Below are 18,219 nucleotides of genomic sequence, written 5' to 3'. Positions count from 1 at the left end.
TATTTTATTTTTCTTTATTTTCTAACAAATGTATTGACATTAAAAACAGATAGGTGTAAATTGCACTTATAAGCAAAAAATTCCATCTAACTGATTCATGAGGTGATGCACAATCATGCTACATAATGAACCAGAACACCCAGAAAGTTTGGAAAAAAACCAAGCGAAACAACCAAACTCCATGCCAAAAAACTTCTTAGTTCCTTTCTTACTTCTCTGTCTAAAAGACTGGAGTCTTCATGGTTACAAACTTATTCAAATGCTAATGGACATCGGCTTTTCTTCTGTTGACCAAGGTAATGTGTATAGGACACTACGCAAATTAGAAAAAGAAAATCTTATTTCTTCTACTTGGGATACAAGCGAAGGCGGGCCAGCGAAACGAATTTATTCTTTAACAGAATATGGAGAGCAATATTTAACAACATGTGCGACTTCTTTTGAACATTATCAAAATATGTTGCGGACGTTTTTCACGTTATACACCAATGCATTCTTTCCATTTTCTACTTCTCCAGAAAAGGATGAAAAGGATTCTTCATCTTCACCTGGTGGTACAGCAGAGTAATCTGCGTTCACAATATGCAAAAAAACATTTGGAGGTCAAACAATGGAAACTAAGCCATACGAATTAGTCGATGCATTTTGGAAAAACTGGTCTCAATCTCTTTCCCTCTTCTCTTCAGCTGGGAAACAATTAGAGCAACTTACTTTAGAAACGTTAAAACAACAACAAGACGCTTTGCATAAATTAACATCAGGAGTAGATGAACTAGAAAAAGAACTACACCAATTCACTACTCAGTTCAATAACCAATATACAGACTATGTGAAGCAATTAACTGGAAACTCCTTAAATGATCAAATTAACGAGTGGCAAGAAAAGTGGAATGAGCTTTCTAATCAAATGCACCAACTTACTGTTTCGCCTACGAAAACATCTTTGTCTATTCTTACTCAAACTAGCGGCCAATTTGAAGAAACAACAAAACACTTTATCGAACAACAACAGTCGCAACGTGAAGAGGTTCAAAAACAGTTAGAAGTTTTTTTGGGAGAGTTCAAGTCCAAACAACTAGAACTCGCAAAGCAGTTCGAGGAAAACTCAAAAAATCTATTTACTTCCATCAAGTAAGAAAAATGTGGCAACTAACTGCAGCACAAACAAAACTCTTTCTTCCTCCTACTACATCAAGATGGCTTACATTTTTCGATATGGAAAAGAAGGAGGACAAAATGAATCCATTTCAAGAAGCACAAACTGTTCCGGAGCTTCGTTACGATGAGATTCAAGTCGGTGATCAAGCATCACTGACAAAAAAAATTACGGATGAGGACGTTATCAATTTTGCAAAATTGACTGGAGATGTAAATCCTATTCACATTCTAGACTCTTTTGCAAAAACGACAATGTTCAAAGAACGTATTGCCCATGGCATGCTCGTTTCAAGTTTTATTTCTACCATTCTTGGAACGAAACTTCCTGGCAAAAATACGATTTATTTATCACAAAACGTTTCATTCCGTGCTCCTGTCAAAATCGGTGATACACTTCGCGTTGTGGCAGAAGTTATTAAAAAACGGGACGATAAAAAAATTATCACATTGCAAACAAACATATATAATCAATCTGATGATATTGTCGTAGAAGGTACAGCGACAATACTGAAAAAAGAGTAGCAAATTTGCTACTTTTTTTTCTATCCAAGAACTTCTAATCACACCGTTTACTTCCGTGTATGAGTACGTCGTTTACACATAAAATAACATTACCAGATAGCACTTAGCTAAACTGGATTACTCTTTAAGGATGTGTATCAACATGGTGAAAACAAACAAATTACTAGTTCCGGGTGCAGAGCAAGCACTTGAACAATTCAAATATGAAATCGCACAAGAATTCGGTGTAAGCTTAGGATCTAATACAGCATCTCGTTCTAACGGATCAGTTGGCGGTGAAGTAACGAAACGTCTTGTTGCTTTAGCTCAACAACAATTACGCGGATAACTATATAACCTATGGCTTAGAGGCAGATATTCTCTGCCTCTTTCTTTTTTAACATACATAATAGTGCTTCTTCACATACTAGTAAGAGCAAATCGAAAGGAACGATATGTGAAATGAAACGGATTAACATTAGCATGAGTCCTCCCCGTGTTCTTACTGTATCTTTTATTATGCTATCGATTATCGGTACATGCCTATTGAAATTGCCAATTGCTACAACAACGTCCATTTCATGGCTCGATGCCTTATTTACAACGGTTTCTGCTTGTACGGTTACAGGGCTTGGTGTTGTGGACACTGGTAAAGTATTTACCTTATTTGGCCAATGTGTCATTTTAACACTTATACAAGTTGGTGGGCTTGGCATTATGAGCTTTGCTGTTTTAATCGCAATTATGCTCGGCAGAAAAATCGGCCTTCAAAACCGGATTTTATTACAACAAGCATTAAACCAAACAAATGTCGGCGGAATCATTCGTCTTGCAAAAGCATTATTTTTATTCTCTTTTACTGTAGAATGTATCGCTACTTTACTTCTCTCTTTTGAATGGGTACCAAAATATGGGGTTGCCAAAGGTATATATTACAGCTTTTTTCATTCTATCTCAGCCTTTAACAATGCTGGGTTTTCTGTGTGGAGCGATAATTTAATGTCGCACTCCCATAGCATTCTCGTCAATCTCGTTATTTCTTCCCTCATCATTTTAGGTGGGATTGGTTTTACGGTTATCATAGATATAAAAAGAAAGAAAAACTTTAAAAACCTTACTTTGCACTCAAAGCTTATGCTCTCTTCTACTCTAATCGTCAATATTATTGCTACAGCTTTTATCTTTATATTTGAGTTCCATAATTCAATTTCCATGAGAGGTTTTACACCATTTGAAGAAGGTATGGCTGCTTATTTTCAAGCGGTTTCAACACGTACTGCCGGTTTTAATACTGTTGATATCTCTGCATTATCAAAACCTTCACTTTTATTAATGATGCTTCTTATGTTTATTGGTGCTGGCAGTGCTTCAACTGGTGGTGGGATTAAGTTAACGACTTTTTTGATTATGTTTTTCGGCGTATTTAAATTTTTGCAAGAACAAGATGATATTGTCGTGTTTAAAAAATCCATTAAAGATACGCTCATTGTCAAATCATTAACGATTACTATTATTTCAATTTCTTTTATTTTTCTTTCCATTTTAATTTTAAGCATCACTGAGAAGGTTCCTTTATTAATGAGTGCTTTTGAAGTATTTTCAGCATTTGGAACTGTCGGCCTTAGCATGAATTTGACGCCACACTTAACAATCATCGGCAAAACAATTATTATCTTTATGATGTTTTTTGGAAAGATGGGGCCTTTAACATTAGCCTTTTCATTTGCACGTAAAAAACAAAGAAAAATAAAATATCCAAACGAAGATATTTTAACAGGTTGACAACCGTATAAATTATCCATATAATGAGAGTACAATAGCATATCTCCAAAGGGGAGTAGCGTCCAAGAACTATTTCTTGGAAACAAAGTCGTCATTACGTAGAACTTAGTTCTTCCGGCTTTGTTGGCATTTTCATTACATATGTCTAGCAAGACCTTTGCCTATCAACGGCAGAGGTCTTTTTTGTTTTCAAATTCCTTTCACCGTTGATACGCAGGAGTATGGGGAAACTAAACAGTGGGGAACTTCTTCACTTGTTTAGTCTTTATAGAAATGAGAGGAGAATGTACATGGATGTATCATTATTATTGGAGTATGGTTGGGTATTACTCATCCTAATTGCACTAGAGGGGATTTTAGCGGCTGATAACGCTCTCGTTCTCGCAATTATGGTAAAACATTTACCAGAAGAAAAACGAAAGAAAGCACTATTTTATGGATTAGCAGGAGCGTTCGTTTTCCGCTTCGGATCACTATTTATGATTTCGTTCCTAGTAGATGTATGGCAAGTGCAAGCAATTGGTGCGATTTATCTTATGTTTATCGCGGGGAATCACTTATTTAAAACGTATGTTAAAAAGAATACACATGAAGAAACAGAAGAAAAAGAAGCAAAGAAAAAACAAGAGAACTTTTGGTGGACTGTATTTAAAGTCGAAGTTGCTGATATCGCCTTCGCAGTTGATTCAATTTTAGCTGCTGTTGCATTAGCAGTGACTTTACCGAAAACAGGATTAGGTACGATTGGTAGTCTTGATACAGGTCAATTTATCGTTATCTTTACAGGTGGACTTATCGGATTAGTTATAATGCGATTTGCAGCAACTGCTTTCGTACAAATATTAAAACGTAAACCAGGACTTGAAACTGCAGCATTTTTAATTGTAGGTTGGGTTGGTGTGAAATTAACAGTTTATACGCTAGCACACCCTGCTTTAAATGTCCTTCCGCATTCATTCCCAGAATCCACTCCGTGGAAGCTTACATTCTGGATTGTATTAGTTGGAATCGCAGTTTGCGGTTGGTTCTTCTCGAAAGAAGTAGAAGTAAAAGTAGAAAAGAATTTAGACGAAAAAGCGCTGTAATTACAGCGCTCTTTCTTTTTTCTCGTTTCAATTCCCCTCTCTATTTTCAGAAAAAATTCCATTATACTACCTTTTGTAAGCGCTTCCTTTCTAGATGTATGTCCTTTTTGTGAAATATTGCACAAACTTATTGAAACTATGAACAAATCCATGTACCTTATTCATATAAGGAGTATTTATAGACGATGTATTAAAGGAGCGTATTACTCATGCTAGAACAAGGATTAGATTACGTTGTAAAACTGGCTAAGAGCAAAAAACAAATGCTAGATATAAATCCAATGCAATATTTCATTCGTGCTGCACTTGCGGGCATTTATATCGGTTTTATTATTGTACTATGTTTTAAATTAGGTAACTTTTTTCATATTGCAGATTCACCAGCAACATATTTAGCTTCCTCCATGTTTTTCGGAATTGCTCTCGTACTTATTATATATGGCGGCGCTGAATTATTTACTGGCAATACAATGTACTTCACAGTGGCAACTTTAAGAAAAGAAACAACGATTTCTGATACACTTCGCAACTGGGTTGCTTGTTATGCAGGTAACTTAGCTGGCGCTTTATTCTTTGCCTTACTATTTTACGCAACTGGAATTTTCGAAGCAATTGATCACAGTCATTTAATGAATAAAGTTGTTGAAGGAAAGATGAATACACCTACAATGCAATTATTCTTTAAAGCGATTTTATGTAACTGGCTCGTATGTCTTGCCTGCTTCTTACCTTCTCAAGTGAAAGGTGACACAGCAAAAATATTAATGATGATGATGCTCGTTTTCACTTTCTTTTTATCTGGTTATGAGCATAGCATTGCAAACTTATCACTGTTTGCTTTATCTTTAGTATCACCACATCCTGAGACAATTTCTTTTGCGGGCGCTATTCATAACTTAATTCCAGTTACAATCGGTAACATTATTGGCGGATCCGTATTTGTCGGTATGGTATATCATTACTTAACAAAGAAAGCACCTGTTGTTGAACAAGAGAAAACTCAATTAGTTGGAGCTCAAACGGAGGAAATTATTCCTTTACAAGCACATATGAAACATTAAAAACTCCAAAGTTTTACTTAAACAGACTATAATTATAAGAGGATACTATGTTCAGTATGAGAGCATAGATCCTCTTTTTTTATACATATTGTTATGTATAACTAGATATTATAGATATAGTTTAATATGTATATAATGTTCAAGAAACCTATGTTTGTTTTTGAGAGTAGAAGACGTAGCTCATAGTGGAAGGCATAGCAAGGTCGCGAGACAGATCGTAAATGAAAAAAGGTTTAGGAGTGAAAAACTATACGTGTACAAGAGATTATACTAGAAGAGGGCAAAAGATACATTTTAATAGATGAAAAAGGAATTCCTGTAATCCCAGTGGTGAAGTACCTCAAATATTTAGATTTCACAGGAAAAAGCAGCAATACACAGAAAACGTACTGTTATGCATTAAAACAGTATTTCTCTTATTTACAAGAGACAGAGAAGGATTATAGAGAAATACGATTAGAAGACTTGGCAGATTTTGTGGGATGGTTGCAAAATCCTTATGGGAGTAAGAGGATAACATCACTTGTTCCCGTGAAAACAAAGAAAACAGAGAGAACAGTGAACCTGACGGTCACCGCTGTCACAAACTTCTATGACTATTTGTATCGTAATGAAGAGTTATCACAGGATATGGGTGAAAAGTTAATGCGTCAGGTTTTTACAGGTGGGCGAACACGTTACAAGAGCTTTCTTCACCATGTCAATAAAGACAAATCATCTATAAGGAATGTGTTAAAGGTCAAAGAACCACGCAAGAGGATACAAATACTTACAAAGGAACAGGTACAGCAAACCTTAGTAGCTACCACAAATATAAGGGATACATTCCTAATTCAGCTTTTATTTGAAACGGGATTGCGGATTGGAGAAGCACTTTCCCTATTTCTAGAGGACTTCCAATTTGATTATGGAAAAGGGCATCGTATTCGCTTGACGGACCGTGGAGAATTGGAAAACGGAGCGAAACTAAAAACAGGCGAACGAGAGATTTTTGTATCACAAGCCCTCATGGATTTATACGATGACTATCTGTATGAGGTCATTGATGAACTGAATATCGATACAAACTTTGTATTTGTAAAGTTACGTGGTGAGAACAAAGGCAAACCCATGACGTACAGCGATGTGGAAGCCATGTTTAAACGATTACGACAGAAAACAAGAATTAATGTTCACCCTCATCTGTTCCGCCACACACACGCAACGATGTACTATCAGGAAACAAAAGACATCAAACAAGTACAGGAACGCCTGGGGCATTCACAAATCCAAACAACGATGAACCTGTACCTTCATCCTTCGGACGAAGAAATCCGTAAGGATTGGGAAAAGGCACAGGGTGCATTTCAAATACAACAACAGAATGGCGGGACAGAATGAAACAAAAACAGCAGATCAACATAGAACAATTAGGATTTCATGAAAAATTGCAGCATGAGTTATCAAGATACCCTATGAAGACGGTACAAGATAATGGTTCCGTTACAGTTCGGTATATCAAGGACCCCTACTTCTTGGTCAATGACACTTGGAATGCCAACTTTTTTGAAGTCATTCCACAGTTTAAGATAACAGTGCCTTTTAATAATAGCGGGAGTCAGAATGTGGGTTTTAAAATCAACAGCCCGACTGTCAACCTGGAAGTAAAATATGTATGGTATCAGAAGCTGTTCAACGATGCATGGGTGTTAAGCAGTGCTTTTGGCGGAGAAGCAAGAATGATGCGCAAGCTAACAAGATTTCTCAACGAGAAATACTCTTCCCTTCACTCCCTATTAGATTTGAACATTGAAAAGACGGAACGGGAATGGTGGTTTTGGTTACAGGAGCAAGGAGCTTCAATACAGCGAATATCACGTAAATCATCATATCGTGAATACACTACTAAATCACCCCTAGCAACCTTTTTGCGAAAGATTTATTTATCTTTCTTTGTACTGACAGATACCCGTGAAGAGTGGGAGAAAGAACGATGGGATGTACGAGTATTACATGATAAATATGGAGTTGCTTATAACAAAAGTAAGCCTGATTATTACATTGATTTCACCAAAGTTGAACAAGGTAAAATGCGTGAGCAAATAAAAAAATACTTCAAACAACGTATTCTGAGCAAAAATAAATTTTCTTGGGGCACAGCTCAAAATTATCTACTATACTTTTCGAGGTTCGTATCGTTTATATTTTCGTTAGAACCTTCATGGACAGATTTAAAGAGATTGAATCGTTCACATATAGAGCAATACATTCTATGGATACATGAATACGCTAAGAACAATTTAAAGCAAAAAAATGCGCATCCTGAAAAATATATAAACTATGGCTTGGTAGTTATAGGAAAGATTCTTACAGATATCCAGCGATATGAATATGATATCGCCCCAGAAACAGATGTGCGATTGCTACTCTTTCCAGAAGATAAACCGAAGCTAAAAAAGAAGTCAGTTGACCAGATTGATTACATTCCTGACTTTGTGTTGGAACAACTTTTCACATACATCAACGATTTACATAAAGAAGTCATTCCTGTCGTATGGGTGGCTTTTAAAACAGGATTACGAATTTCGGATGTATTAGAGCTTACCTCTGATTGTTTAAAACAGTTAAATGGCAAATATTCCATTGTTACGGATATTGAGAAAACTTATGTAAACGGGCATCGAATTCCAATTGACGACGAATTGGCAAATATCTTAGCGGTTCTTATTCAACACTCCAAAGAGAACAGCAATCAAGACAATAATCCTGACGGATTTATTTTCGTTCGCTATCGTGGTTCCCGTAAGGGAATGCCATTTATTCAGTCCTGGATTCGAAATAAACTAAATATCTTGGCAAAACAAAAAAACATTGTGGATGAGCAAGGAAATCTCTTTTATTTTACGAATCACCAATTCCGTCATACCTACGCAGTAAAAATGCTGAACGGTGGTGCGGATATTTTGACGGTACAGGAATTGTTAGCCCACGCCTCTCCTGAAATGACTTTACGGTATGCTAAACTATTGGACAACACGAAGCGAAAAGCATTTGAATCTGTCATCAGTCAAGGAGTATTTAGCTTTGACTTGAATGGCGAGATGCAGGAGATAAAAGCAGGCGAAGATATCCCAGCAGACATCCTTCAAGCTCTCTGGCAGGATCATAAGTTGAATGCGATGGATAATCCCTACGGGACATGCCATGCGCGTTTGAAAGGAAATTGCCCACATATGGAAGCCCCTCCTTGCCTCACTTGCAACGGAGGCAGCCCATGCAAGGACTTGGCAATTGGATTTTCAGAATACGATGTTCAAAAATATGAACTTCATGTAAAAACCACAAACAAATCCATTGAAGTGGCAAAACAATATGGTCGGGATGATGTGGTAAAAAAACAAAAGGAAAATTTACAACGTTACCATGGTATTTTAAACAATATCCGTGAGGGTAATATTATCTTTGGCAGACAGGACCGCATGAAGAGAAAGGCAGGTGTGAGAAATGGCCAATTATAACCGAAAAGAACAGTTAAAAGCACTACATGCATCAAGAAAGGCCATTACCGCTAAGAAAGTCGATGAAGCTATTCAAAGACTCATACGAGCCTCTGATCCTATCAATTTTAATAGTGTAGCAAGCGAAGCTGGCATAGCAAAAGCAACGTTATACAACAATCAGGAGCTACGCGGAAGAATTGAATCCTTACGGAAACAACAAGCACAAGCGCCTACTTTGAAGCAAATCAAACGTGAGTTGACTGAAAACAGCAAAGATGCCATCATAGATTCTTTAAAACGTCGCATCAAGAAATTGGAAGTAGAAAATAAGAAATTGCGTGAGCAATTAAAAGTTGCGTACGCGGATGTATACAAACAGATATAAAACAGCGCATCCGTTAAAACGTTGATTAAGTCCTTCTGGACTCATGGGTGTAGCTGTATTTGCATAAAATTGACTACATAATCGAGTGAGAGAATCACTTGCCACATGTTGACTAATCCAAATATACAAAGCAGCCAAATGTTCCATTTAATAATGTAATGGATGAGGAACTCAACTTTGTCTGTTAACCGTCCAAAAACACTATTTCTAATTTCTCTTTAAAGTGATATTTAATAAAAAACTGCCTATCCAATTGCTAGATTTGTGTTTGACAATTGAATAGGCAGTTCATCATTGGATGCTTTATTCCAATATGGTAATTTCGTAGTCTTTTTCGCCATTTGGTGAACCATTAACAGTTCTAATTAGAGACTTTTTTTGTTGAAATAGGTTGTTAACATAGTTATTTGTTATCGTTTCTTGATTGCCAATCTCAAGAATTACATCTCCATCATCATTAGGTATATTATTTATTTTGAATACCTTATTTTCGGATATTATGTCAGATATGAAGATGTTACTTTTTGTTTTTTTTGAAGTACGCATCATATCAAATAAACCTCTAAATATCATTCCGTTATTTGAATCTGTGGAGAATTGAATTGATTGTTTATCGCTATTAATATGTAAACAAATATATATTACTTCGTTATCCTTTAATAGTTTAAAGATTATAGAATAGTCTGTTATAGACACTTTTTGATTATATTCTAGAATAATTTGATCCCTTGTGTTAATGGATATCCTCAGTGTAGGACGAATTAAATTTTTTATAGTGTCATTTTTTGTAAGTATATTGTTGAATCGAAAAAAGTTTAGTAATTCATTATAGCTACATTTATTATTCTTAGTTATTATTAATGACTTATTTTTATTGAACATCTTAATAATTTTTGGTATAAACAAAAATACTGCTATGAGTATAAAAGAAGCGACCATAATTAGTATTCTTTCGGTCCAAGTTTTCGCATTTAGAGCATATCCTAAAGACCCAAAAAACCAAAGTGCTACTAGAACATACAGTATAACTTCAAAAAAGATTAAAGTAATATTATACACGCGGTTATTCGATAGAACTTGTATTATTTTATTAAACTTATTGCTTAACTCACTATATGGTAAGTCCTGTTTATTATCTTTATTATCCTGAAGAATCGATTGAATTTCTTCTACAATATCATTAGATTTTTCTATTGAGCGTTCGTTATAATGTGTGAAAATTATTGTTGTTAACGCTATTATTCCTCCAACAATTGCAGTTATCCATCCAAGGTATTCTACTGAATAACTATCAAGACTTTTTAGTATTTCACAAACTTTACACATGTTTAAAACTCATCACCAACTTTGAGTAGCTTAATTATTTTTAATGCAATATCAATAATTTTTTCAATAATAATGCGATCATTAGTCATGCTATAAGTAATTAATCCATTCGAATAGATTTTTAACAAACTATATTTTTCATCAATATTCAAAATGACACTTATACCAAAGGTATTCTGAGATTCTATACTAACAATTTCCTTAATTTCATGCTCATCGAGTTGATACTTTAATGGAATTTTAACTATCTCGGTTTTTAAATTACTGCCGAATAATTGCTCTAATATATAACTCAAGACTTTATAATTTTGAACAGATGAGGTAAAAATTATAAATGTGTTATTTTTTCTCATGAAATTTATCAAGTTCATTTTACCGTAATGAAAGGATTCGGACCAATGAATTTCACCAATTGTCTTTTCTGGATTATAAAAGTTAATTGAATAAAAAGCATAATCATCTAGCCCTTTTTTGGGTTGAGTAAAATGACTATTCCTCAAAAATTCATCAATAGGTGTCACACTATTAGCTTTTACAATAATACATGAACTCGATAAAAACATATTTTTCTCCCCTTTGTATTATTAATCGGAGACATTATAGGTACTTTGAAAAAAGCTCTTGACCTTCTCGGCTTTATCTGGAAGTAAATCCGTTAACTCATTCTTTAATGTATACATAAATGCATTAAATTGTGGTCTAGTATCAAATGCTAAACGTTGCATATTCTCTTTTAATAACGTTTGACCTATCTCTATAGTATGTTCGTCATCCATTAATTCGTTGATACCATTAAAAAGATCGACACATGCTTGAGAGACAGTAAAGGTTCTTTCATTCTGATTATCAAAAATGAACTTTATCATTCCTCTAAAATCAATAGTTAAATCCGTAAGGAGTACAGCATTGCCACCAATCATTTTCATAATATTTACAGTGAACTTGGTTATTTTGTCTGCACTATATATTCTTTCTACAACGTCTGGGTCTTTAAACAGGTCAGTACCGGTTAATTTAGCATTTTTAATTCTTGGTGCGTTTTCATTGTTAAATGATAATGAATCCACACTTTGTACCATATATCCCATGTCATTAAATTTCTTAAAGATCAAGTTAATTACCAGTAATGTTAATGAAGCAAAATCGCTAGTTGCAGCATTTTTAATATATCTTATGTTTTGCTGTAAATAATATGGTTTAATGTTTATCTGAGGATGATAATTATGTTTAATTAAATCAATTAATTTATTAATTATTTTGTTATATCCGACCATTGATGTTATATATAGCTTGTTTTTCAGGTCAAATATTACACGAATCGTACCACTTTGAATCTCACGTCCTAGTTCACCTGTTTTCGGATCAACATAAAATTCTGTATATCTACATTTGAATTCAACGGTTTCATTAATACTATCAAGAGTTACTTCATGGCAATCAGAGAAAATAAGATTTTCATATGAACAGTCTTTATTTAATAAAAGTTCTTCTAATAATTTTTTGATTTGATCTAAATTTAATCCGGTTTCTAATTCTGACACTGCGTAGGGCTGACCTGCTGAATATCTTTCCATTATTATGTCTGCGATATCGCCTAAGACGACATCACTAATGTCTGGTTCTTCTCTAATCATCTGTAAAATGAATGCTGAACATTTTTCAGTATCATTTTCAAATGCTATGTCAATGTCATGGTTAAAAGCTAGATATTCTTCGATTGCTAATAGTCTTTTCTCTTTATTAGATCTCATTTTTTGTCCAAATAGTGCTTCGAATTTTTGAATATCCATATTTAACTCCTTTCATTAAGTAGTCTATTCTATTGATTATAAAAGATATCTAATATCGCATGTGTCGAATACTGTCGAAAAAAGATAAAATATAACTAATTAATATAGGAGAACCCCATTCTGGCACACTATTCATGCATACAATTCGGTAAATAAACGATATAGCGCTACGAACAAAGAACAGACCAAATATAACAATTATCGTACACGGATACGTACTTTTATTAAAGACTTAGTTATTGAAGAAGATTTGGATGTGTATAGTGATAATAAAGTTATTGAATTTTGATTAAAAAAGATAAGAGCCTTACTACATTCTATATGCAGCAAGGCTCTTTAAAGTTGTTTCAAATTATATCCATCTGCTTATGTAATGCTTAAAAAATGAATAATAAAGTTGTTTACTTCTTATTGAACTAACGCCCCCGTTAGTTTAAGTGTAACTCTTCACAATTATTTGATATTATATAGGTGAATAGAAAGATAAATTAGAATTTAGTTTATAGTTATAAAAATAAGTTATTTATACCCTTATAATTCTTCAAAAAGGAGAGTGTATGAAAAAGACTATTGTTTTTGTATTAACGATATTTATATTATTCTCAGGATTCGCAATACAAGGTTATGCGTTGTCAGATTCGAAATCTGTGGCAATACAAGCATTGCTAGATGATGCCTGTCGTACGTCAGGTGTGCCTGGAATGTCAATCTCAATACTTGCTGATGGTGAAGTGTTCTACTTTTCTTCTGGGTATGCAGATCTTGAAAAGGGCCTGTCTGCAAGTGAAAATACACTCTATGAGTTGGCCTCGGTGAGTAAAGCTTTTACTGGTATGGGGATTTTGCTATTGGAAGAGCAAGGGCTGCTATCAATGACTGACCCTATCCAAAAATATTTACCTTGGTTTACGTTAAAGTATCAAGGTAAACCTGTTGATATGCAAAACCTTACACTAAATAACTTTCTTCACCATACCAGCGGCCTAACAAATATTAGACATCTTCAAAATATTCCACAAGGTAATACGCCTGATATGTTGCAAAAGACTGTGGAAACGCTGGTAGATGCAGAATTGGCGTTCTCTCCCGGTGAACAATATAACTATGGAACCGTTAATTATGACGTATTGGGTTTGGTTATTGAGATTGTATCACGACAAAGCTATGAAGACTTTATGAAGGAACAGGTATTTCTACCCTTAGGTCTTCACCAGACGTATGTTTATAAAGAGGATGCTCAAGCCACTGGACAGTTAGCACAGGGCTACCGTTCTTCCTTTTTTATAACAACTCCATTTAACGCTCCGGATTATGCTGGGAATAAACCTGCCGGCTATATCATTTCTAATACAAAAGATATGGCGCGTTGGATGGGCATACAGATGGGTATCGTGCAGGACATACCCGAAATATTTCACAGGGCCATCGAAAAATCACATAGAGGTGATATGTCTGTTTCGGCTGTCAATGATATGTATTATGCGGCAGGTTGGTCGGTAAACGCCGAACAAACGTTTATAGAACACACTGGGGGTAATCCAAATTTTAGTACCAAAGTAGCCATACTGCCAAATGAAAGAACAGCCATCTGCTTACTGAGCAACGGCGCAAATACCAATATAAACCTGGTACTACAAGTTAAAAATATATTAAACGGCAATCTAACTCAGTCATATGAGATAAGTGGCACACAGCTTTTGGACATCATTTTGTCGTCTACCACAATTATTCTTTGCCTATTAGCCGTTCTGTTATTTTTCTTAGGATTAAGAAAAAGGAAAACGAATGAGCAGCAGCCAATGACAAAAAAGAGAACAATCGTAACAATTATTTTCCTAATCGCTACGATTGCCCAGTGTATAATGTTTTTTGCCTTCGATTGGTCAACGATACTTATTTGGCAAACATATAGTGTTCTTACAGCTTTAATTTCGTCAACATTATTAACAGCAAGCATTACTTGGTTTGTATATACTCACCGATTAGATGCCTCGGTCCGAAAATAAGTATAATGTTAAGTAAGTAAATCTTAATTTATCGATATCCTTAATTTAAAAAACAGAAGACACTTCTCCTAGTTAAACCCACTTGCTATTTCTTCCACTAACCTGCCTCGTTAGTAGAAGAAGGATTTTTAAATGACTTTATTGTAAATTAAACAACTTTATTATCTCTGTACAGGATGTACTAATAGAATTAATTAACGGGAAGTAAATGTATAAAGACAATAAAGTGATTTAATTTTAAAACCTAAAACAAGCATAACCCCGTTCTAAATTTAGGACGGGGTTAAAATATAGTTGTTTAATTTTCGATATAAGTTACTTCACTGTACTCAAAAATATAACAATAAAAAGGTTTGAAAATCTAAGGTATATTCAAAAAATAACGCCTGATTACGGAAGAACAAGATAATAATTATGATTGCTGGATTAAGCTTTTTATCTATCATAGCCTTTTAGTTCACAAATGATCATTGGCTTAAAGAAGAAGCTAATTCAATTAATTCTTTTTAGACAATCTTATTCTCTTATAATCGATCGCATACTCAATGACACTATCTATTCTTAGGTTTTGCTTTTTATATTCTTGTAATTATATTGTTAGTTAATCACCAATGAGTTCTTTTAATCCATGACGGTATCCTACTGGTTTTTCTGGAAGATTTTTAAGTAGTTCAGCCACCTCATTAAGCCGGTCACTCGCTATAGTCCTTCTATAGTCCGTTTTTATACCATCGACGAGCTGTTCTTCAAGTTTTTTCTTTATCCTCTTTCTTTGCTCATCTGACGGGTCTGAACCCACATCATCTTTATTAAATGGTGGTTCATGTTGTTGGATTTTCAAACGTTCAAGTGTTAACATTTCTAGCCTATTATTTATATAATAAAGTCTTATATTTTTAGCTGTATATTGCCAATAAGGGAAGTAACCACTGCGATCAGCCATATGTCCTTGAAAACGACCATGAAATCCTTTTTTACCCCAACTTTTTCCTACATAAATAACAGTGTTAGTATGGTCATATATCATGTACACTCCATGTTTTTTGGCAAATCATCAAAAAGGGTCGAGTTGTTCCAAGGAATAATTATTTCATCTTCAATATTGATTGTATCGCTATCGTGTTCATCCTGCTTAGAAATTGGGTCTATATGTTCAAGACCTGAAATGGTAATTGTTCTTTTCATTTCTCTCTCCTATTAAATTGTAGTATTTTATTTCTCATTATTCTTAATTTTATTATGTGTTATTAAATGAATCAATATTTCCTTATTTATTAGTAAATAGATTCATCTTATAGTTTAGTGTAAACTACATCATACTAGCGTTACCATAAGTATTCAATTTTACTTTAGATTCATGCTCCATTAAATGGCCCGATTGTTGAATAGCATGACTGGTTTTTTTAAACGATTTTATTATCTCTGTACAAAAAAGAGAGCCGGAACTAAAATGGCTCTCTTTTTTGCTTTATAAATAAAGGTATAATAGAAGAAAAAGCAAGTTTACTTAAGAATAGGGAGACATTATCAATATGAACAAAAATTTTCCAACTTATAAAAAAATTTTTGAAGCAACTCAGAGAAGATTAAAAGGAATGAGAAGGATCTGTTCACGGAACAAAAAAATAGATGAAGTAGATGAATTAATGTTTTATCTTGTTGGAAATATCAATTTAAGAATAAATACTATTTTTCATCTATTGGAGAATGATATTACTGATGGAGTTTTACCTTTACAAAGGACATTATTTGAATTACAAGTAGCATTTGACACTTTTACGAATGCTGAAGATGAAGATAAAAAGATATATGTTAAGTTTTTTAATAAGAAAAACAACTTTGAAACTACTAATAAGTTGAATAGATTTTTCCAAAGTAACAATGAAGAAATAAAAAATATTGCTACTTCTGAAGAAATTGAACTACTGTCCCAACTTAAGAAAACAGCAATAAAACAAATTAAATCAGAACACTTAAAAGGAAAGAATCCAGAATTTAAGCAGTGGTATGAGATAGCAAGCGGAAAAAGCTTGAAAGATTTGAGTACTGAATTTCAAGAGATAACCTATTACCAGTGTTATGATGAACCTTCAAATTGGGTTCATCCGCAGAGGATAATTGAAAATATGGATTTTGAAACATTTAGTCAGCAAATGCCTTTTTATAGTTTAATGATAGGAAATGTATATTGGAGTATCAATCAACTTTTAAACAACATAACATTTTTAGCAAATTATTATAATATTGTAGAAAGTAATCTGCTATATGAATATGGAGAGAAGCTTGTTGAACTAGCTGAGCAATTAAAGCTTTTAGTCGAAAAAGAGGACTAAATAGCCCTTTCTGTTTATGGTTATGGTTTTAGGTTTCCGTTATTGTGGTAGTTGTAGATACGATGGCCATAGCGGAAGCTGGGGTTGCTAAAAGAAATAAGCGCTCATTTTAGTGTCTTTTCTTTATGCCCCCTAACATATTATATATGTTTAATATGTTAGGGGGTTGATTTAATAATATTTTTTAAAATTAGGTCTTGATAATTATTATTTGGAGTTTTTAGCTCCCTACATATTTCAAGGCAATATAAGGATTAATTTCCCCGTTTTCCTTCCCTCTCTCTATGCTCTTTTTCATCTGATGCATACCGATGACATCATTTGTATGAAGGTGAATTTCATTAACATATAAACCTTCGTTGCAGAAAGCTTCTACGAAATCTAACCCACTTTTTTGTCGCCATCCCATATTATAATCGAGGGAAATAATATTCACCTCATTATCCCTAACAATTTGCAAGGCAGATTCTACTGTAGTTGCCAAAACATATCCGTATGGGCAACTTCTTTGATCATCCATATATACATTCATTTTCTATCTCCTCTCTATTTTGCATATGTGACCAACACATAACATATTGCTCCAAGGCTAATAAAAGGTCCGAACGGAATTGGAGTTCTTATGTTTATACGTTTTAGCGCTATACCTATCCCGAAAAAACAAAGACTAAAGCAAGATGCTAAAAATAAAGTTATAAAAACCCCTTTCACTCCGACTATACATCCGAGTAACGAAAGTAATTTTACATCACCTCCGCCAAGACCATCTGGATAAATCTTTTGCATGCAATATAACAAAATGAATATAGTTCCACTACCAGCTAAACTATCTATCCAAGTAACTAACGGTACAAAAATACATTCTAAAATAAGCAAAAGCGCAAACCAAATTAAAATACGATTAGGTATTAGCATATATACTAAATCTGTAACTGAAATAATTAGAAGTAACGAAAAAAGCGATAAAATGATGATGAGCTCTCTTTCCATTCCAATTACATATACAGTAAGAAAAAATAAACTGCCTGTAACAAATTCAAATACTATGTACAAACTTGAGATTTTGCTCTTACAATTCGTACAACGCCCTTTTTGTATACAAAATGAAATGATTGGAATAAGTTCTTTCGGCTGTAACGTATACTCGCAGTAATGACAGTACGAACGCGGTGTAATAATAGATTCCCCTACTGGAACTCTCATCGCAATCACCATAAAAAAAGAACCAAACACCATACCTATTAACAATGCATATAAATAAGTGAACATCCCTTCCTCTCCTTTCCAAAAGAACATAACAAAAAAAGGAGAGA

The 18,219-nt window shown here is 34.1% G+C and carries 19 protein-coding genes, 1 pseudogene and 1 riboswitch; of the genes and pseudogenes, 12 read left to right on the top strand and 8 right to left on the bottom strand.

Annotated features, from left to right (window positions below; genetic code table 11):
• The first annotated feature begins 115 nt into the window (after positions 1 to 115).
• The 10 genes from phaQ (at position 116) to QCI77_RS06700 (ending at position 9,451) form a co-directional block, all read left to right on the top strand.
• The gene (phaQ, locus tag QCI77_RS06745) at positions 116 to 568 is read left to right on the top strand and encodes a poly-beta-hydroxybutyrate-responsive repressor (RefSeq protein ID WP_000903018.1); all 453 of its coding nucleotides are present in this window, start codon (positions 116 to 118) and stop codon (positions 566 to 568) included.
• A gap of 42 nt (positions 569 to 610) precedes the next feature.
• The gene (gene phaP / locus QCI77_RS06740; RefSeq protein ID WP_113770126.1) at positions 611 to 1,135 is read left to right on the top strand and encodes a polyhydroxyalkanoic acid inclusion protein PhaP; all 525 of its coding nucleotides are present in this window, start codon (positions 611 to 613) and stop codon (positions 1,133 to 1,135) included.
• A gap of 101 nt (positions 1,136 to 1,236) precedes the next feature.
• Positions 1,237 to 1,680: a MaoC family dehydratase gene (locus QCI77_RS06735; RefSeq protein WP_001067911.1), complete on the top strand. Its 444-nt coding sequence runs from the start codon at positions 1,237 to 1,239 to the stop codon at positions 1,678 to 1,680.
• Positions 1,681 to 1,822: 142 nt separating this feature from the next.
• Entirely contained in the window at positions 1,823 to 2,008 is a 186-nt protein-coding gene (locus tag QCI77_RS06730; protein WP_000241212.1) for an alpha/beta-type small acid-soluble spore protein, read from the top strand.
• A gap of 113 nt (positions 2,009 to 2,121) precedes the next feature.
• Positions 2,122 to 3,441, top strand: a complete 1,320-nt coding sequence (locus QCI77_RS06725) for a TrkH family potassium uptake protein (RefSeq protein ID WP_113770127.1) — start codon at positions 2,122 to 2,124, stop codon at positions 3,439 to 3,441.
• 38 nt (positions 3,442 to 3,479) lie between these two features.
• A riboswitch (yybP-ykoY riboswitch) is annotated at positions 3,480 to 3,652 on the top strand.
• Positions 3,653 to 3,731: 79 nt separating this feature from the next.
• Positions 3,732 to 4,526, top strand: a complete 795-nt coding sequence (locus tag QCI77_RS06720; RefSeq protein WP_002011580.1) for a TerC family protein — start codon at positions 3,732 to 3,734, stop codon at positions 4,524 to 4,526.
• 209 nt (positions 4,527 to 4,735) lie between these two features.
• Entirely contained in the window at positions 4,736 to 5,587 is an 852-nt protein-coding gene (locus QCI77_RS06715) for a formate/nitrite transporter family protein (protein WP_002011581.1), read from the top strand.
• Between the two features lie 249 nt (positions 5,588 to 5,836).
• Entirely contained in the window at positions 5,837 to 6,967 is a 1,131-nt protein-coding gene (locus QCI77_RS06710; protein WP_353825760.1) for a tyrosine-type recombinase/integrase, read from the top strand.
• On the top strand, positions 6,964 to 9,084 hold the full coding sequence (locus QCI77_RS06705) for a tyrosine-type recombinase/integrase (protein ID WP_353824695.1): 2,121 nt from the start codon (positions 6,964 to 6,966) through the stop codon (positions 9,082 to 9,084). Before QCI77_RS06710 ends, QCI77_RS06705 begins: the two co-directional genes overlap by 4 nt.
• Complete coding sequence (locus tag QCI77_RS06700) at positions 9,071 to 9,451, top strand: DUF6262 family protein (RefSeq protein ID WP_353824694.1); 381 nt, start codon at positions 9,071 to 9,073, stop codon at positions 9,449 to 9,451. Before QCI77_RS06705 ends, QCI77_RS06700 begins: the two co-directional genes overlap by 14 nt.
• Here QCI77_RS06700 and QCI77_RS06695 read toward each other — a convergent pair.
• The 4 genes and pseudogenes from QCI77_RS06695 to QCI77_RS06680 form a co-directional block, all read right to left on the bottom strand.
• Positions 9,443 to 9,589: pseudogene (locus tag QCI77_RS06695) on the bottom strand (IS4 family transposase); the annotation flags it as partial. The gene QCI77_RS06700 and the pseudogene QCI77_RS06695 overlap by 9 nt on opposite strands.
• Before the next feature lie 165 nt (positions 9,590 to 9,754).
• Positions 9,755 to 10,777: a hypothetical protein gene (locus tag QCI77_RS06690; protein ID WP_353824693.1), complete on the bottom strand. Its 1,023-nt coding sequence runs from the start codon at positions 10,775 to 10,777 to the stop codon at positions 9,755 to 9,757.
• A gap of 2 nt (positions 10,778 to 10,779) precedes the next feature.
• On the bottom strand, positions 10,780 to 11,340 hold the full coding sequence (locus QCI77_RS06685) for a hypothetical protein (RefSeq protein ID WP_353824692.1): 561 nt from the start codon (positions 11,338 to 11,340) through the stop codon (positions 10,780 to 10,782).
• 21 nt (positions 11,341 to 11,361) lie between these two features.
• A complete protein-coding gene (locus tag QCI77_RS06680; protein WP_353824691.1) occupies positions 11,362 to 12,567 on the bottom strand; it encodes a hypothetical protein in 1,206 nt (401 codons plus the stop codon).
• A gap of 557 nt (positions 12,568 to 13,124) precedes the next feature.
• Here QCI77_RS06680 and QCI77_RS06675 point away from each other — a divergent pair.
• A complete protein-coding gene (locus QCI77_RS06675) occupies positions 13,125 to 14,573 on the top strand; it encodes a serine hydrolase domain-containing protein (RefSeq protein WP_088609847.1) in 1,449 nt (482 codons plus the stop codon).
• Between the two features lie 601 nt (positions 14,574 to 15,174).
• Here the strand turns inward: QCI77_RS06675 and QCI77_RS06670 are convergent.
• A complete protein-coding gene (locus tag QCI77_RS06670; RefSeq protein WP_353824690.1) occupies positions 15,175 to 15,600 on the bottom strand; it encodes a hypothetical protein in 426 nt (141 codons plus the stop codon).
• Entirely contained in the window at positions 15,597 to 15,758 is a 162-nt protein-coding gene (locus QCI77_RS06665; protein WP_353824689.1) for a hypothetical protein, read from the bottom strand. Before QCI77_RS06665 ends, QCI77_RS06670 begins: the two co-directional genes overlap by 4 nt.
• Before the next feature lie 347 nt (positions 15,759 to 16,105).
• Here QCI77_RS06665 and QCI77_RS06660 point away from each other — a divergent pair, with 347 nt between their 5' ends.
• A complete protein-coding gene (locus tag QCI77_RS06660) occupies positions 16,106 to 16,906 on the top strand; it encodes a DUF5677 domain-containing protein (RefSeq protein ID WP_353824688.1) in 801 nt (266 codons plus the stop codon).
• Between the two features lie 220 nt (positions 16,907 to 17,126).
• Here the strand turns inward: QCI77_RS06660 and QCI77_RS06655 are convergent, their stop codons facing one another.
• Together QCI77_RS06655 and QCI77_RS06650 are read right to left on the bottom strand one after the other, a co-directional pair.
• On the bottom strand, positions 17,127 to 17,438 hold the full coding sequence (locus tag QCI77_RS06655) for a cyclic-phosphate processing receiver domain-containing protein (protein ID WP_002064363.1): 312 nt from the start codon (positions 17,436 to 17,438) through the stop codon (positions 17,127 to 17,129).
• 14 nt (positions 17,439 to 17,452) lie between these two features.
• A complete protein-coding gene (locus tag QCI77_RS06650; RefSeq protein ID WP_113770128.1) occupies positions 17,453 to 18,175 on the bottom strand; it encodes a prepilin peptidase in 723 nt (240 codons plus the stop codon).
• Positions 18,176 to 18,219 lie beyond the last annotated feature (44 nt).

The sequence above is a fragment of the Bacillus cereus group sp. MG9 genome (assembly GCF_040459995.1).
Classification (GTDB): Bacteria; Bacillota; Bacilli; order Bacillales; family Bacillaceae_G; genus Bacillus_A; species Bacillus_A mycoides.
This window is presented reverse-complemented; position numbering and strand designations above follow the sequence as displayed.

What these genes read in the sequence shown, in the direction of transcription:
- phaQ (WP_000903018.1), top strand. Translation starts at nt 116, where the DNA reads ATGCTACATAATGAACCAGAACACCCAGAAAGTTTGGAAAAAAACCAA.
- phaP (WP_113770126.1), top strand. Translation starts at nt 611, where the DNA reads ATGGAAACTAAGCCATACGAATTAGTCGATGCATTTTGGAAAAACTGG.
- QCI77_RS06735 (WP_001067911.1), top strand. Translation starts at nt 1,237, where the DNA reads ATGAATCCATTTCAAGAAGCACAAACTGTTCCGGAGCTTCGTTACGAT.
- QCI77_RS06730 (WP_000241212.1), top strand. Translation starts at nt 1,823, where the DNA reads ATGGTGAAAACAAACAAATTACTAGTTCCGGGTGCAGAGCAAGCACTT.
- QCI77_RS06725 (WP_113770127.1), top strand. Translation starts at nt 2,122, where the DNA reads ATGAAACGGATTAACATTAGCATGAGTCCTCCCCGTGTTCTTACTGTA.
- QCI77_RS06720 (WP_002011580.1), top strand. Translation starts at nt 3,732, where the DNA reads ATGGATGTATCATTATTATTGGAGTATGGTTGGGTATTACTCATCCTA.
- QCI77_RS06715 (WP_002011581.1), top strand. Translation starts at nt 4,736, where the DNA reads ATGCTAGAACAAGGATTAGATTACGTTGTAAAACTGGCTAAGAGCAAA.
- QCI77_RS06705 (WP_353824695.1), top strand. Translation starts at nt 6,964, where the DNA reads ATGAAACAAAAACAGCAGATCAACATAGAACAATTAGGATTTCATGAA.
- QCI77_RS06700 (WP_353824694.1), top strand. Translation starts at nt 9,071, where the DNA reads ATGGCCAATTATAACCGAAAAGAACAGTTAAAAGCACTACATGCATCA.
- QCI77_RS06690 (WP_353824693.1), bottom strand. Translation starts at nt 10,777, where the DNA reads ATGTGTAAAGTTTGTGAAATACTAAAAAGTCTTGATAGTTATTCAGTA.
- QCI77_RS06685 (WP_353824692.1), bottom strand. Translation starts at nt 11,340, where the DNA reads ATGTTTTTATCGAGTTCATGTATTATTGTAAAAGCTAATAGTGTGACA.
- QCI77_RS06680 (WP_353824691.1), bottom strand. Translation starts at nt 12,567, where the DNA reads ATGGATATTCAAAAATTCGAAGCACTATTTGGACAAAAAATGAGATCT.
- QCI77_RS06675 (WP_088609847.1), top strand. Translation starts at nt 13,125, where the DNA reads ATGAAAAAGACTATTGTTTTTGTATTAACGATATTTATATTATTCTCA.
- QCI77_RS06670 (WP_353824690.1), bottom strand. Translation starts at nt 15,600, where the DNA reads ATGATATATGACCATACTAACACTGTTATTTATGTAGGAAAAAGTTGG.
- QCI77_RS06665 (WP_353824689.1), bottom strand. Translation starts at nt 15,758, where the DNA reads ATGAAAAGAACAATTACCATTTCAGGTCTTGAACATATAGACCCAATT.
- QCI77_RS06660 (WP_353824688.1), top strand. Translation starts at nt 16,106, where the DNA reads ATGAACAAAAATTTTCCAACTTATAAAAAAATTTTTGAAGCAACTCAG.
- QCI77_RS06655 (WP_002064363.1), bottom strand. Translation starts at nt 17,438, where the DNA reads ATGAATGTATATATGGATGATCAAAGAAGTTGCCCATACGGATATGTT.
- QCI77_RS06650 (WP_113770128.1), bottom strand. Translation starts at nt 18,175, where the DNA reads ATGTTCACTTATTTATATGCATTGTTAATAGGTATGGTGTTTGGTTCT.